Here is a 14,323-nt window from a genome sequence, read left to right as displayed (position 1 = left end):
ATTTTCAAATGCTAAAAGAAAAGAAGTTAGATTTTCATGCAGAAAATCAATTTATTTTGCTTTTTCTACTAATTCTAATTTGTCTACAGAAGTTTTTGTAGTAAAGATACCGTAGTTGATGGTAACACTTTTTTTGTCTATTTTGTCGATAGTACCCACAGAATTTGAATCTATAATTCGAACTCTATCATTGAGTTTATAAACATATTCAGATTTTGCTTTTGCAATTTTTGCAGCCTCAATTTTCTTTTCTTTGCGTACTTCAACAACTTTTTCTAAAACTTCTTTTTCAACTTTTTTAATAACTTCCTGTTGTTTTTTAACGGCAACTTTAGCCTTTTGTTTTTGGGCTTTTGTTTTTGGTTTAACGGGGTTTTTCTTAATATATTTTACTTTTTCGTCTGCAACCCATTTGTTGAAATTTAAGTTTAATTCCTTTTTATTATTGGTTTGAAAATATTTATTTAAAAGTTCATTGGTTTTTCTACCTAAAGAAAGCATCTTTTGATTTTGATCATACAATTCTTGAAAACCAGCTAATTTATTTTGAATACGTTGTTCTTTTTCTTGTAAATTATCTAAATGTTCTTGTTCTTTTGATTTCTGTTTTTCTAAGTTATCTGAGTTCTTTTGTAATCGATTACGTTCTTTTTGTAACTTAGAAATGGTTTTGTCTAAACGTACCTTTTCAGTTTCAACACGTTTTTTTGCTTTATTGATTAAACTAAAAGGAATTCCGTTTTTCTGAGCAACTTCAAATGTAAAAGAACTACCTGCTTGCCCAACAAATAATTTATACAAAGGTTCTAAAGAACGCTCATCAAATTGCATATTTGCGTTGGTAACGTTCTCCAATTCATTTGCTAGAACTTTTAAGTTGGAGTAGTGGGTAGTTATAATTCCAAAAGCCTTTTTGTGGTAAAATTCTTCTAAGAAAATTTCTGCTAAAGCACCACCCAATTCAGGATCAGAACCCGTACCAAATTCATCAATTAAAAACAATGTATTTTCATTACACTTGCGTAAAAAGTAACGCATATTTTTTAAACGATAACTATATGTACTTAATTGGTTTTCTATAGATTGATTATCTCCAATATCTGTTAGAATAGTGTCGAAAATATACGTTTGACTGCGCTCATCAACAGGAATTAGAATACCACTTTGCAACATTATTTGTAATAAACCAATGGTTTTTAAAGTGATACTTTTTCCACCAGCATTAGGTCCAGAAATTACAATAATTTGTTGTTGCTCATTTAACGTAATAGTTTGAGAAATGGTTTCTAATTTTTGTTCTTTATTTTTTCTCCATAAAACAGGATGATACGCATTTTTAAAATAGATTTTTTTCTCTTTTGATATTATTGGCAAAATGGCATTCATTTCATGTGCATATTTTGCTTTTGCACCAACAACATCAATATGAATTAAAAATGATACATATTCTTCTAAAAGTGAAACCAATGGGCGGATTGTTGCAGATAACTCTCTTAATATTTTTACAATTTCTTGTTTTTCGTCATAAATCAAATTTTGATATTCTCTTGCATAAGATAGTGTTGCCTGTGGTGCAATATAAACGATATTACCAGATTTTGAAGAACCTAATAAACTACCAGCAACTTTTTTTCTATGCATAGCAGAAACAGCCAAAACACGTTGATTGTCAACAACAGTTTCTTTAATGTCATCTAAATATCCAGCAGCAATTGCTTTAGATAATGCTGATGAAAAACTTGCGCCAATTTTACCACGAACGTGATTGATATCTTTTCGAATTTGTTTTAAAGCTGGTGATGCATTGTTTTTTACTTCACCAGAAATGTCAATAATTTTTTTTATTTCATCATCAACAAAAGTGGTAAATTCAATTTGCTGAGAAAGTTCAAAAAAAGTTGGAAATTGCTCCTTAAATTTTTTAAAAAACTTGATTAATTCATTTACCGTTAAAGAAGTAGTTGCAATTTTTAAAAAAGCATCCGTTTCTATAAAACTATTTTCAATAGCTAAACGTTTTACACTTTCAGTAATATTATCAAAACCGTGATTAGGAACTCTGTTTTCACTTTCAAAAGAAGATAAGTATTCATCAACCAAATGCAATTCTTTAAATAAAAGTTTTTTATTGTGTATAGGCTGAATTTCAAAAACATTTTCTTTTCCTAAACTAGAGATGCAATATGCTGCAACGTGTTGTAAAACCGTTGAAAATTCTAAATCTTGTAATGTTTTTTTGGATATGTTTTTGCTCAAAATACTATATTTGAAATCGTTACAAAAATAAGAAACAATGCAAGTAAAAATAGCTGATAGTTGGAAAAATATTTTACAACCAGAATTTGAGAAAGCCTACTTTAGAGAATTAACAAGTTTTGTGAAATCAGAATATGAAAATCATACTTGTTATCCAGAAGGTTCAACTATTTTTGCTGCTTTTGATTACTGTAAATTAAATGATTTAAAAGTGGTAATTATTGGTCAAGATCCTTATCACGGACCTAATCAGGCTAATGGTTTGTGTTTTTCTGTCCAAGATGGTATTCCTCATCCACCTTCATTAATTAATATTTTTAAAGAAATTTCTTCTGATTTAAATGTTGCTTATCCCCAAAGTGGGAATTTAGAAAAATGGGCAAAACAAGGTGTTTTATTGTTAAATGCAACTTTAACTGTAAAAGCTCACGAAGCTGGAAGTCATCAAAAAAAAGGTTGGGAAACGTTTACAGATGAAGTTATTAAACAGATTTCTAAAGAAAAAAAAGATGTAGTTTTTTTACTTTGGGGTGGTTTTGCTAAAAAGAAATCGAAACTAATTGATAAGAAAAAACATCATATTTTAGAGTCTGGACATCCATCACCATTAAGTGCAAATAGAGGTTATTGGTTTGGAAATCAGCATTTTTCTAAAACAAATGCTTTTTTGAAATCCATCAATAAAAAAGAAATTATTTGGTAATGTTTTTTGGAGTGCCTAATAAATATAAAATTGCTCCAGGACCCGATTTAATCCTATTAATATCCCAATAAAAATCGTCTTTATTGTCTAATTGATTTACTAATTCTGTCATTTCTTTCACAGAATAGGTTCTTAACGATGAAACAATTCCATCCCATAAAGTTACAATAGGAATGATAGGAATTAAATAGGTAAAAATAATTCTTCCGATTTTAAAAGGTTTTATAAAAGGTGTGGTTACCAAAACCGAAATAGGAGAAAAGAGCATTGCCAAAATACTTGGAATTGTTCTTTCTTGTGCTTCAAAAATAGCAATTGCTGTATTAGAATCAATGGCATTTTGAAGAATTAATTTTGCATCTATAGGTTTAAAATGATGAAAGGACAAAAATTGAGTTCTTAAACCTTTTAAGTTTTTCGGAACATTTCTAGCATCTACAGAATTTGAAACGTATTCTATGTTATTTGCTTGCTTTTTTGTGAATTCAAAAGCAGTAATATTTGGAAAATAATCGGTTAGTAAAATTTTTAAATCAGGATTTGTTTGTTGCAATTCTGAATTCAACCATAATAATCCACCTCCGCCACCAGAAGCTAAATCTATAATTTGATTAGTTTTACACAAATCTAATCCCTTTTCAATAACAGTAATTATGGGTTTATACAACTTTGTTTTATTCGATAAAAATTGCAAAAAGTCGGTTAAATAATTTCTTAAAAACTGCGGAAACCATTTAAAATCAGCTATTTCAAAAAGATGGACTCTAGACATAAATCAGAATAATTTCAATGAAAGATAAATTTATAAAAAAATCCGCATAGTGCGGATTCATTGAATTTGAAATTAAGAAACAAGAGATTTAAGATAAATCTACTTGTTTTAAGGTTGTTGGAATAGTTGTTGTATTGTCTGCTAAACCACAAGATTTAGATGTACTTCTACAAGAAGAAAAACAAATGATTCCTAAAACACAAATTGCAATAAATACTACTTTTTTCATTATTATATGATTTACGAGTTAAATGTACATATTTTTTATGAACATTCCTGAGTTTTTCTTCTCTTCGATAACGTTAAAGGTTATCATTTTATTTTGAATACGAGTAATTAAATTCTTTGTGATGGGTTTTCCTGCATTCCATTCAGTAATTTTTAACCATTTTTGAATGTCTTCTAGCTGCTGTTCGTACCTTTCCGCTAGAATTTCATCAATATTATCAATTTTTTTAAAATCTTTAGTTTCTTCATTAATAATATCTAAAACTTGTTTTACTTCATCAAAATTGTTTTCTAATACTTCATTTCTTACAGCAACCACAAAACAAGGCCAAGGAGTAGGGCAATCATCAACTCTTCTAAAAGTACCATTGTCTACCAAAGGTTTAGTAGTAAAGTGTTCCCACATAAAATAATCTGCTTCACCATTTGTAAGAGCGTCAATTCCACCTTGTAAATTTCCAATTACTTTAAACTTTAGTTTGCTAATATCCCAACCTTGGTTATAAGCATTTACAATTGACATTAAGTGTGACCCTGAACCAAATCTACTAATTGCAATAGTGGCGTTTTCTAAATCTTCAATTTTTTTGAAAGTTGATTTTGCACCTACGTGAATTCCCCATATTAAAGGTGTCTTTACAAAGGTCTGTACAATTTTAGAAGGATTTCCTGCAGCAATGTCTTTAATAATCCCTTCTGTTAAAACAATGGCAATATCTACGTCTCCATTTCTTAAAGCTTTGCACATTTGTCCTGTTCCACCAGGAAAATCTTGCCATCGAAGATTGATATTGTGCTTGTTGTATTCTTTATTTTTTAAGGTGATGTACCAAGGATAATTAAAATGTTCTGGTACGCCACCAACTTTTAAGTTAATCATTTACTGTATTAATTTTTTAAGCGTATATTCAATCAAATCAGCTACAACTTTTCCAGGATTTTCGCTAAAAGTTCCATTAGTTCTATTAGCAATAATTGCGTTGATAGAACAAGCATTGTGACCTAATAATTTTGATAATCCATAAATAGCAGAAGTTTCCATTTCTAAATTGGTAATTCTATGATTATTAAAGTCAAAACTATCAATTTTGTGATTTAAGTCATCATCTTGTAATGATAGTCTTAAGATTCTCCCTTGAGGCCCATAAAAACCTCCTGCAGTTGCAGTAATGCCTGAAAATGATTTGTCTGAAGATAATTTGTCTTCTAATTTTTTACTGTTAGAAATGATGATTGGACTCGCTTTTTTATCACTCCAATTAGTGTGCTTTACGAAAGCATTCTCAATATCAGAATTAGAAATTTCATCAATCTGATAAGAGTGGAGCATCCCATTTAAATCTAAACCATGAGAACTAATTACAAAAGAATCTACAGGAATATCTGCTTGTAAAGAACCAGAAGTACCAATTCTAACAATGTTTAAAGTAGTTAAATTTTCTTTAGGTTTCCTGGTGTTTAAATCGATGTTTACTAAAGCGTCTAATTCATTCATTACAATATCTATATTGTCTGGACCAATACCCGTAGACATTACAGAAAATCGTTTGTTTTTGTAGCTTCCAGTGGTAGTTTTGAATTCGCGTTTTTGAGTTGTAAAATCAATAGAATCAAAGTGTTTGGTAATTTTATCTACTCGATCTTGGTCGCCAACAAAAATAATATCATTAGCTATGTGTTCTGGTCTTAAATTTAAATGATAGACACTTCCATCAGGATTTAAGATGAGTTCAGAATGTTTTATAGACATTTAAGAAGTAATTTGTAATAGTTTTTCTGATTGATTATTAAACAGAAAACTATATTTTTTTGCTCCACCAAGATACGAATTTTCGTTGCGTAATTCACCATAATAATTTATTTCGTTTGCTAAAATCTTCTTTCCTTTCCTTGATAATTTAACAGGATCGAAAGAGGTAAATAACTTTTGAAGTTTGTCTATTTTATGTTCGTATTGCAAGTCTCCAAAACCATAAATTTCTTGACTTTTTAATAATTCACCTACCAATTGATGTTTAGACAAAAGATTATGAGTATTTGCAGTTTCTAAAATGGTATTTTCAATTGTGCTTAAACCATTATCAATAGAGGGGAAACGTAGTAAATGAGCTTCAATAGCAGATGCTAAATATTGAAAAGGAGACATTGGGTTAAATTTATAAACAGTTTCTAAACGTAAAGGAGAGTCCGAACAATACAATTGCCAAATATAATCAGCATATTCAATATCATCTTGGGTTAAATATACTCTGTTTTTATAATGTTGATGAATTTGATTTTCTGTTAATTCTCCTAAACCCTTAAGTTTTTTAGAATCCTTAACATTTCCGCTACAAACTAAAGAAATATGATATCCTTTTCTGTAAGTTTTAAGCCAACTTATAACTGCTATCATATTTATTTGACAGAACAAATCGTACTCAAACCATAACACAATTTCTTTACTTTCTTTTTTGTTACAAAGATTTCTATATTCTTTTAAAGTAAAATCTATAAACTTTTTTTTGCTGACTTTGTAAGAGTTTTTAAAGAAATCAAACCTATTTTTCCAAAAAGATTCACTACCAACATCAGTAGTTGTTTTACCTTCACACAACATTTCTCTCCAGGTGATAAAATCTCCAGAAAATTTGAGTTTTTTTAGACAGTTTGTAGTACTATCTCCATTGGTAATGTGTAATATAGAATTGCCCATAATTAAAAAACAACGTTTTTTGTGTTTATTTATTGTGAAATGTTAATAACTATCCACCAACACGTTTTACTTTAAATCCTTTTTCTTTAAGCATAGTCATTATTTTATCTCGGTAATCACCCTGAATAATAATTTTATCATCTTTAAAACTTCCTCCAACAGAAAGTTTGGTTTTTATGTCTTTGGCCAATATTTTAAAATCTGAAGTAGCTCCAGTGTACCCTTCTAAAATCGTTATGGGTTTCCCTTTTCTCTTTTCATATTTACAGATAATAGGATCGTCTTGCAGCCAGATATTGGATTTTTCCATAACTGGCTCAGAGGTTTCCTCGTGATTAGGAAATAAGTTTTTTAGTTGATCTTTTAAATCCATTGTTTTGTTATTGGTTTATGGTTTGTAGTTATTGGTTAAAATTCTAATTACTATAAACCAACAACTAAAAACTAACAACTATTTTTTTAATCCTAATTCTTTTAAACGTTCTTCTAAGAACTCACCAGCAGTAATATCATCAAATTGTTTAGGATTCTTTTGATCTACACAATTTTCTAAAACATCTAATTTCATATCAGAGATTGGATGCATAAAAAATGGAATTGAATAGCGTGATGTTCCCCACATTTCTTTTGGTGGATTTACAACTCTATGTATGGTAGATTTTAATTTGTTATTGCTGTGACGTGATAACATATCACCAACATTTATCATTAACTCATCAGGTTCTGCCATGGCATCAATCCAATCTCCGTTATGATTTTGAACTTGTAAACCTTTTCCTTGAGCACCCATTAATAAAGTAATTAAGTTAATGTCTCCATGAGCTGCAGCTCTTTCAGCACCTTTAGGTTCTGTTTGTATTGGCGGATAATGAATTGGACGTAAAATACTGTTTCCGTTTTTGATATAATCATCAAAATAATTTTCCTCTAAACCTAAATGCAGTGCTAAAGAACGCAAAACATATTTCGCAGTTTTTTCTAACATTTGGTAGGTTTCTTTACCAACTTCGTTAAATTTTGGTAACTCTTCTACAATTACATTATCTGGATATTCTTTAGCATACTTAGAATCTTTGTTAACATATTGCCCAAAATGCCAAAATTCTTTTAAATCACCTTCTTTTTTCCCTTTTGCAGATTCTTTTCCAAAAGAAACATAACCACGTTGTCCTCCAATTCCTGGAATTTCATATTTTTTCTTTACTTCTATAGGTAAATCAAAAAAATTCTTGACTTCAGTATATAGACTCTTTACTAATTTATCATCTAAAAAATGCCCCTTTAAAGCTACAAAACCAATGTTTTCATAGGCATGACCAATTTCATCGATAAACTTCTGTTTTGTAGTTTTATCATTAGAAAGGAAATCAGCTAAATTGACACTTGGAATTTTATTCATAATGGTTGATTTTAATCAAATGGTTGCTAAAGTTACTAAAAAATCAATAAAACTTAATTTTATTTCTTTTTAAAAGGGATTAAATATGTAAGCGTGTAGTTAAACCCAAAACCTGTTCCGCCTTCAAAAATTCGGTTAAATCCAGGAGCAAAGAGCGATTTAAAGTTTTCGGGATCTTTTATACTCATCATAACTTTATATGATCCACTAAATGTAACAAAGAAATTTTTAAATGTTTCTGCTCTAAAACCAATAACAACCTCAGACCAGTGAGCATTTAAGCCTGTTGTTATAGTTGGTGTAGTAATTGTATTTGGTGGAAAGTAAATTGGATTCCCATTAATTCCAGAAATAACATTTGGTGAATAACTATTAAGAGTTTGTTCGAAAATACTGAAACCATAACGATAACCTAAAAAGATTTCGTTGTTCATGTCTAACCAATTTTTGTAAGCATTAAAATTAAAACCTACTTTAATGTAGTTTCCTTTAGCTGTAGAGTTGGTATGATCTTCATCTGCAGTTTGTTCTTCAAAACCTAGTTCTACTGCTGCATAAAATCGTTTAGATAATCTGTAATCTGCAACAATCTCTAAACCACTGTAAGCTTTATCAAATTGGGCTTTTATTGGTTTGCTTATATCAAATCCAACTCTAATTCCGTAAGCAGATTTAAAGATGATGCTATCTTTTTGATTATTAACTAAACTGTCCTTTTTTTGTTCTTGAGAAAATCCGTCTATAAAAGCAATAAGAAAACAAATACTAATGATAAATCTGAACATGTGCTGAATTTTGATGATCGATTGTGGTTAATGTAGTTGGTGTAATTTCTTTAAACCAAGTATTTGTTGATGAAAAAGTTATGTTGTTAAAAATAACTTTATATCCGCAAGAACGAGAAACATAAATTTCTGTTGGATTGTATTCTATTGTTAATGTTTCAATTTTATTATTAATTATTTTACCATCTGAATCATTCATTTTTAAATGATAAATAGTTTTAGTATCTGAAGAATTAAGAGGTATTGCAATACTGTCTTGGTTTACACTCGTGTATAATGCCAATGTATCTTTATTTTCTGCCCAAATAGATAGCTTTTTAACTTGTTTTTTAGTGTTTCTATTAATGTCATCATAAAAACGTATCACTAAATTTGGGGTAACAGGATTTTGTAAACAAAAATCGTCTTTTTCACAAGAAATATTTACCAATATAATGAAACCTAAAAAAACTATTACTTTCCTCATATTACTCTTCAACTTCTACAATTTTATTAATGGCTTCTGCTAGTTTAAAATCTAATTCTGTAACTCCATTTGCATCATGAGTCGTTAATTTAATTTCTAAGACATTGTAAATATTAGTCCATTCTGGATGATGATTTATAGCCTCACATTCGAAAGCAATTCTATTCATTGCAGACATACAATCTTTGAAATTATCGAACTCAAAATCTGTGTGTAAAGCATCTTCATAATAATCCCAGTCTATTAGAGATTCTAATTTTTTATTGATTTCGAAATCTGTAAGTTTTTTCATATTTGATATCTTATTGCTAAAATAGAATCATTTTTATAAATAACTAATATAAGTTTAGAAATTATAACTTGTTTAACTTTTCTCAAACAAAACTACAGTTTCTATATGTGCCGTATGCGGAAATTGATCTACCAAACTAATTTTTTTAATGGTATAACCAGCTTCTCTTAATAACTCTGTGTCTCTAGCTTGTGTTGCAGGATTACAAGAAACATAAACCATTCTATCTGGATTTAAGTTGATGATTTTCTGCAAAGTTTTAGGCATAATACCTGCTCTAGCAGGATCTAGAATAATTGTCTTTATTTTGTTTTGATATTGAGGATGTTGTGTTAAAAACTTACCAACATCTGCCGCATAAAATTTAAGACCATCAATACCATTTCTTTTTGCATTTTCTTTAGCATCTTCAATAGCAGAAGCTACAATATCTACCCCTACAATTTTAGCGTTATCGCTTTTTGAAGCTACAATTTGCCCAATAGTTCCAGTTCCGCAAAATAAATCCATCACCACAGTATTATCTACTTTAGATTTATCTTCTAAAACATAATCAACCACTTTTGTATATAGCTTTTCTGCAGATTTAGGATTCGTTTGAAAAAAGCTTTTCATACTAATTTCAAAGTTTAAGCCTAACAATTCTTCTACTATTTTGTCTTTTCCATAAACCAAATCTATACTTCCAGAAGTAGCAATAGTTCTATCTCCAACTTCATCATTAATAGTGTGTAATAAACCAGCAACTCTATCTCCAAATAAATCGACTAAGAAATTAGCAAATTTGTTTAAATCGAACTTTGGCAAATCATAAGATGTTGTGACTAAATTGAATAATAATTCATCTGTCTTGTAAGATTTTCTGACTACAAAATATCTAAAAAAACCTTCTTTTTTGGGTCCATGCCAAGGAGCCAAACCAGTTTCTAAACAATATTTACGAATGTTCTTTAAATGATCTTCAAATTGTTTATCAAACAAACCAGAATCTTTTTCTAAGTTATCTCCCATCCACCAAACTCCACGTCTTTTAAAACCTAGGGTGAATTCATCTTTATCTGTTTTATTGATTCTATCGTAACCAATGGCAGAAAAGCCATATTCCATTTTATTTCTGTAATGAAACACGTTAGGAGAAGTGATAAACTCATCAAATAAATCTTCAATATTTTCTACTTTCCCAATTCTTTTAAAGAGTGATAATGTGCTCTCTTTTTTATATTGATGTTGCAACTCAATTGGTAATTGAATGTAAGGAGCTCCAGGAATATCTTGAAAAGGAACTTCAATTTCATCTTCTGAAGGTTGCAAAACATCAATCAATTTTGCTTCAGCATATTTTTTACTCGATTTTTTAATCTGAGCTTTTACCAATTGCCCTGGTAATGTATTCGGAACAAATACCACAAAACTTCCTTCATCAGAATGTATTCTTGCAATTCCCTTTCCGCCAAAAGCGTAATCTTCAATTTTTAATTCTAAAATTTGATTTCTTTTTACAAATTTATTTCGTTCTCTACGTGGCATTCTTTCAAATTTAATGGTTTGCAAAATTAGGTAAAAAAGGGTGAAGGAGGAAGGATGAATTAGGAAGTTTGAAGTGTGAAGTTTGAAGTATGAAGTTTGAGGTATGAAGTATGAAGTGTGAATTATGAAGTTTGTAGAAAAGTTAAAGGGTTAGATTAGTTATTTTAATTAATTTACCTTTAAATCGAAAATACTTTTCGAGATTTTTCTCGGATTTCAAGTAAAATTGTCATTCCTGTGAAAACAGGAAACAAAAATAATTTGAACCTTTTTATTTTGTATACGTCTATGTATTGTAATTGATTATGAAACAAAAACATAATTTATCGGATGCAGATTTGATTGAAAAATATCAAAAAGGAGATGTAAATGCCTTGAATTTTTTAGTAAAAAAATGGCATTTAAGATTCTGTAATTTAGCTTTTTGGATTGTAAAAGATGCTGATTTAGCCAAAGATATTGCGCAAGATAGCTGGACAATCATCATACTTAAATTAAAAACATTGCAAGAACCTAACAAGTTTAAAAGTTGGGCCATAAGTATTGTAAATAGAAAATCTATTGATCTAATTAGAGCTCAAAAAAGAGAGCAGAATAAGTTAATAAAACACTTTAATGAAGATAAAATAGAGGATTCTTTTACTGAAAATGAACTGTCTTTAACAATACAAAATAAGCTCTTAAAAAAAATAGAAAAACTATCTGTAGATCATCAAATGGTTATTCGTTTGTTTTATAAAGAAAACTATAGTTTAAAGGAAATAAGTGAAATTTTAGATATTTCAATTGGTACTGCAAAATCAAGATTATTTCACGCAAGAGAAAAATTAAAAACAATTTTAAAACACCAAAATTATGAAAGATAATATAGAAGAAATAGACAAGTTAATCAAAGAAACCTTAACTCAAGAGGAAACTAAATTTTATAATGATTTAGATGAACAGAATGTTTTTCAAATGGTTTTTGGACTTTTTAAAGGAAAAAATAAATGGATTATGATTTTAATGAATGTAATGACAGTAGTTTTCTTTGGACTTTTTATCTATTGTATCGTACAGTTTTTTAATACAGATGAAACGAAAGAACTTATAAAGTGGGCAACTGGTACAATTGTATTTTTAATTGGAGTAAGTATGTTAAAAATATTTGCTTGGATGCAAATGGATAAAAATGCCTTACTAAGAGAAATGAAACGTTTAGAATTATTAATTTCATCAACTTCATCGAAATAGTTTAAAACAGATTTTTTTTTGACATCAATTATTTTACTATTTTTGTCCAACTTCGGGGATGATTTCTTTCCCACGCTGAATTTCTGAAAACACATCAGAAGGATAAAGGTAGACAAGGAATGGTTATTATTAATTAAAAAATTATTAAAAATGGCTGTTTTAGACCAATTAACTTCGCAAGAAGCAATGGCACTTGAAAATAAATATGGTGCTCAAAATTACCATCCACTTCCTGTGGTTTTAACAAAAGGAGAAGGGGTTTTTGTATGGGATGCAGAAGGTAAAAAATATTACGATTTTTTATCAGCTTATTCATCTCTAAATCAAGGACATTGCCATCCCAAAATTGTAGATGCTTTAACAACACAAGCTCAACGTTTAACCTTAACTTCGAGAGCATTTTATAATGATAAGTTAGGAAAATATGAAAAATTTGCCACAGAATTTTTTGGTTTTGATAAGTTGCTGCCTATCAATTCTGGAGCAGAAGCTGTGGAAACAGCTTTAAAAGTTTGTAGAAAATGGGCTTATGAGGTGAAAGGAATTGATATTAATAAAGCACAGATTATAGTTTGTGAAAATAATTTTCATGGAAGAACAACAACTATCATTTCTTTTTCCAATGACCCAGTAGCTCGTAAAAATTTTGGACCTTTTACGGATGGATTTCTAAAGATTGAATACGATAACTTAGAAGCTTTAGAAGATGCTTTAGAAAATAACCCCAATGTAGCAGGTTTTTTAGTGGAACCCATTCAAGGTGAAGCTGGAGTATATGTTCCTTCTGACGGCTATTTATCTGCTGCAAAAGCTTTGTGCGAAAAGCATAATGTTTTATTTATTGCAGATGAAGTACAAACTGGAGTTGCAAGAACTGGACGCTTATTAGCAAGTTGTGGTAATTGTTCTTGTATAGACAAAAATTGTTCTGGCACTCCAGAGGTAAAACCAGATATTTTAATTCTTGGTAAAGCTTTAAGTGGTGGTGTCTATCCGGTTTCGGCTGTACTAGCAAATAACGAAATAATGAATGTCATTAGACCCGGAAATCATGGTTCTACTTTTGGAGGAAATCCAATAGCTGCAGCAGTAGCAATTGCTTCGTTAGAAGTAGTTAGAGATGAAAAATTGGCTCATAATGCCGATTATTTGGGAGAAATATTTAGAGGTGAACTAAATAATTACATTTTAGATAGTAAATTAATAAAGTTAGTAAGAGGAAAAGGATTGTTAAATGCTATTGTTTTAAATGATGATGAAAATAGCGATACTGCTTGGAATATTTGTTTAAAATTAAGAGACAATGGTTTATTAGCTAAACCCACACACGGAAATATGATTCGTTTTGCACCTCCTTTAGTGATGACAGAAGCTCAATTAAGAGATTGCGTGGCTATTATTTTAAAAACGCTAGCTGAGTTTGAATAACATAATAATATAAATTTTTTAACCACGAATTCAAGAATTTAAATTTACAAATTCGTGGTTTTTTTTTGAGATATAAATTAAAAATTATGAATACACGCACTCCAATTACCCAATTAGAACAATTAACCTTAACAAATGCTTCAAAAAACTTTTTAAGAGAAACTGCAAAATGGTCATTTTTCTTGTCTATATTAGGTTTTATAATGATAGGATTAATGTTAGTATTTGCAATATTTGCAAATACTATTTTTGGTATGGCAGCAGCTATGCAACCTGGAATGCCTCAGAATTTAGGAATAATAATGACCATAACTTATATTGTTTTAGCAATTATTTATTTTTTTCCAGCATATTATTTAATGCAGTTCTCGAATAGAATGAAAAAGGCATTATCAACCAAAAATGAAGAAATTTTAGCGGCATCTTTCGAGATGTTAAAATCTCATTATAAATTTATTGGTGTTTTTGCCATTATAACCATATCGCTCTACATCTTGTTAATCATTGTTTCTTCGCTAGGCGTATTATAAGAAAAAAAA

The 14,323-nt window shown here is 29.4% G+C and carries 17 protein-coding genes; 5 read left to right on the top strand and 12 right to left on the bottom strand.

Annotated elements, in window-relative coordinates; translation table 11 throughout:
• Positions 1–51: 51 nt before the first annotated feature.
• A complete protein-coding gene (locus DIS07_RS13765) occupies positions 52–2,256 on the bottom strand; it encodes an endonuclease MutS2 (RefSeq protein WP_109405836.1) in 2,205 nt (734 codons plus the stop codon).
• A 37-nt stretch (positions 2,257–2,293) separates the two neighbouring features.
• Between DIS07_RS13765 and DIS07_RS13760 the strand changes: the two genes are divergently transcribed.
• Positions 2,294–2,959, top strand: coding sequence for a uracil-DNA glycosylase (locus DIS07_RS13760; RefSeq protein WP_109405835.1), 666 nt, complete (start codon positions 2,294–2,296; stop codon positions 2,957–2,959).
• On the opposite strand, the gene DIS07_RS13755 is transcribed toward DIS07_RS13760, so the two are convergent.
• From DIS07_RS13755 to rlmD, 11 genes are all read right to left on the bottom strand, one after another.
• A complete protein-coding gene (locus tag DIS07_RS13755; protein WP_109405834.1) occupies positions 2,949–3,731 on the bottom strand; it encodes a hypothetical protein in 783 nt (260 codons plus the stop codon). The genes DIS07_RS13760 and DIS07_RS13755 overlap by 11 nt on opposite strands.
• 88 nt (positions 3,732–3,819) lie before the next feature.
• On the bottom strand, positions 3,820–3,960 hold the full coding sequence (locus tag DIS07_RS15115) for a hypothetical protein (RefSeq protein ID WP_181374608.1): 141 nt from the start codon (positions 3,958–3,960) through the stop codon (positions 3,820–3,822).
• Between the two features lie 18 nt (positions 3,961–3,978).
• Positions 3,979–4,839 carry a substrate-binding domain-containing protein gene (locus tag DIS07_RS13750; protein ID WP_109405833.1) on the bottom strand — a complete coding sequence of 287 codons (861 nt, stop codon included), beginning with the start codon at positions 4,837–4,839 and terminating at the stop codon, positions 3,979–3,981.
• Positions 4,840–5,709 carry a nucleoside phosphorylase gene (locus tag DIS07_RS13745; protein ID WP_109405832.1) on the bottom strand — a complete coding sequence of 290 codons (870 nt, stop codon included), beginning with the start codon at positions 5,707–5,709 and terminating at the stop codon, positions 4,840–4,842.
• Positions 5,710–6,654 (bottom strand): DUF1835 domain-containing protein, encoded by a 945-nt coding sequence (locus DIS07_RS13740; protein WP_109405831.1) that lies wholly within the window; start codon positions 6,652–6,654, stop codon positions 5,710–5,712.
• Positions 6,655–6,703: 49 nt separating this feature from the next.
• Positions 6,704–7,027, bottom strand: coding sequence for a translation initiation factor (locus DIS07_RS13735; protein ID WP_109405830.1), 324 nt, complete (start codon positions 7,025–7,027; stop codon positions 6,704–6,706).
• A gap of 78 nt (positions 7,028–7,105) precedes the next feature.
• Complete coding sequence (locus DIS07_RS13730) at positions 7,106–8,053, bottom strand: isopenicillin N synthase family dioxygenase (protein WP_109405829.1); 948 nt, start codon at positions 8,051–8,053, stop codon at positions 7,106–7,108.
• Between the two features lie 59 nt (positions 8,054–8,112).
• The gene (locus tag DIS07_RS13725) at positions 8,113–8,838 is read right to left on the bottom strand and encodes a DUF6048 family protein (RefSeq protein WP_109405828.1); all 726 of its coding nucleotides are present in this window, start codon (positions 8,836–8,838) and stop codon (positions 8,113–8,115) included.
• The gene (locus DIS07_RS13720; RefSeq protein WP_109405827.1) at positions 8,819–9,304 is read right to left on the bottom strand and encodes a DUF6452 family protein; all 486 of its coding nucleotides are present in this window, start codon (positions 9,302–9,304) and stop codon (positions 8,819–8,821) included. The genes DIS07_RS13725 and DIS07_RS13720 overlap by 20 nt, the downstream gene beginning before the upstream one ends.
• Position 9,305: 1 nt before the next feature.
• Positions 9,306–9,596 (bottom strand): 4a-hydroxytetrahydrobiopterin dehydratase, encoded by a 291-nt coding sequence (locus DIS07_RS13715; protein WP_109405826.1) that lies wholly within the window; start codon positions 9,594–9,596, stop codon positions 9,306–9,308.
• 72 nt (positions 9,597–9,668) lie between these two features.
• A complete protein-coding gene (gene rlmD, locus DIS07_RS13710) occupies positions 9,669–11,123 on the bottom strand; it encodes a 23S rRNA (uracil(1939)-C(5))-methyltransferase RlmD (RefSeq protein WP_109405825.1) in 1,455 nt (484 codons plus the stop codon).
• Between the two features lie 305 nt (positions 11,124–11,428).
• On the opposite strand from rlmD, the gene DIS07_RS13705 reads away from it, so the two are divergent.
• From DIS07_RS13705 to DIS07_RS13690, 4 genes are all read left to right on the top strand, one after another.
• Complete coding sequence (locus DIS07_RS13705) at positions 11,429–11,989, top strand: RNA polymerase sigma factor (protein ID WP_109405824.1); 561 nt, start codon at positions 11,429–11,431, stop codon at positions 11,987–11,989.
• Entirely contained in the window at positions 11,979–12,356 is a 378-nt protein-coding gene (locus tag DIS07_RS13700; protein ID WP_109405823.1) for a DUF6768 family protein, read from the top strand. Before DIS07_RS13705 ends, DIS07_RS13700 begins: the two co-directional genes overlap by 11 nt.
• Positions 12,357–12,506: 150 nt before the next feature.
• Positions 12,507–13,784 carry an ornithine--oxo-acid transaminase gene (rocD, locus tag DIS07_RS13695; protein ID WP_109405822.1) on the top strand — a complete coding sequence of 426 codons (1,278 nt, stop codon included), beginning with the start codon at positions 12,507–12,509 and terminating at the stop codon, positions 13,782–13,784.
• Between the two features lie 86 nt (positions 13,785–13,870).
• Complete coding sequence (locus DIS07_RS13690) at positions 13,871–14,314, top strand: DUF5362 family protein (protein ID WP_109405821.1); 444 nt, start codon at positions 13,871–13,873, stop codon at positions 14,312–14,314.
• Positions 14,315–14,323 lie beyond the last annotated feature (9 nt).

Source organism: Polaribacter aquimarinus, assembly GCF_003129485.1.
In the GTDB taxonomy this organism is placed as follows: domain Bacteria; phylum Bacteroidota; class Bacteroidia; order Flavobacteriales; family Flavobacteriaceae; genus Polaribacter; species Polaribacter aquimarinus.
This window is presented reverse-complemented; position numbering and strand designations above follow the sequence as displayed.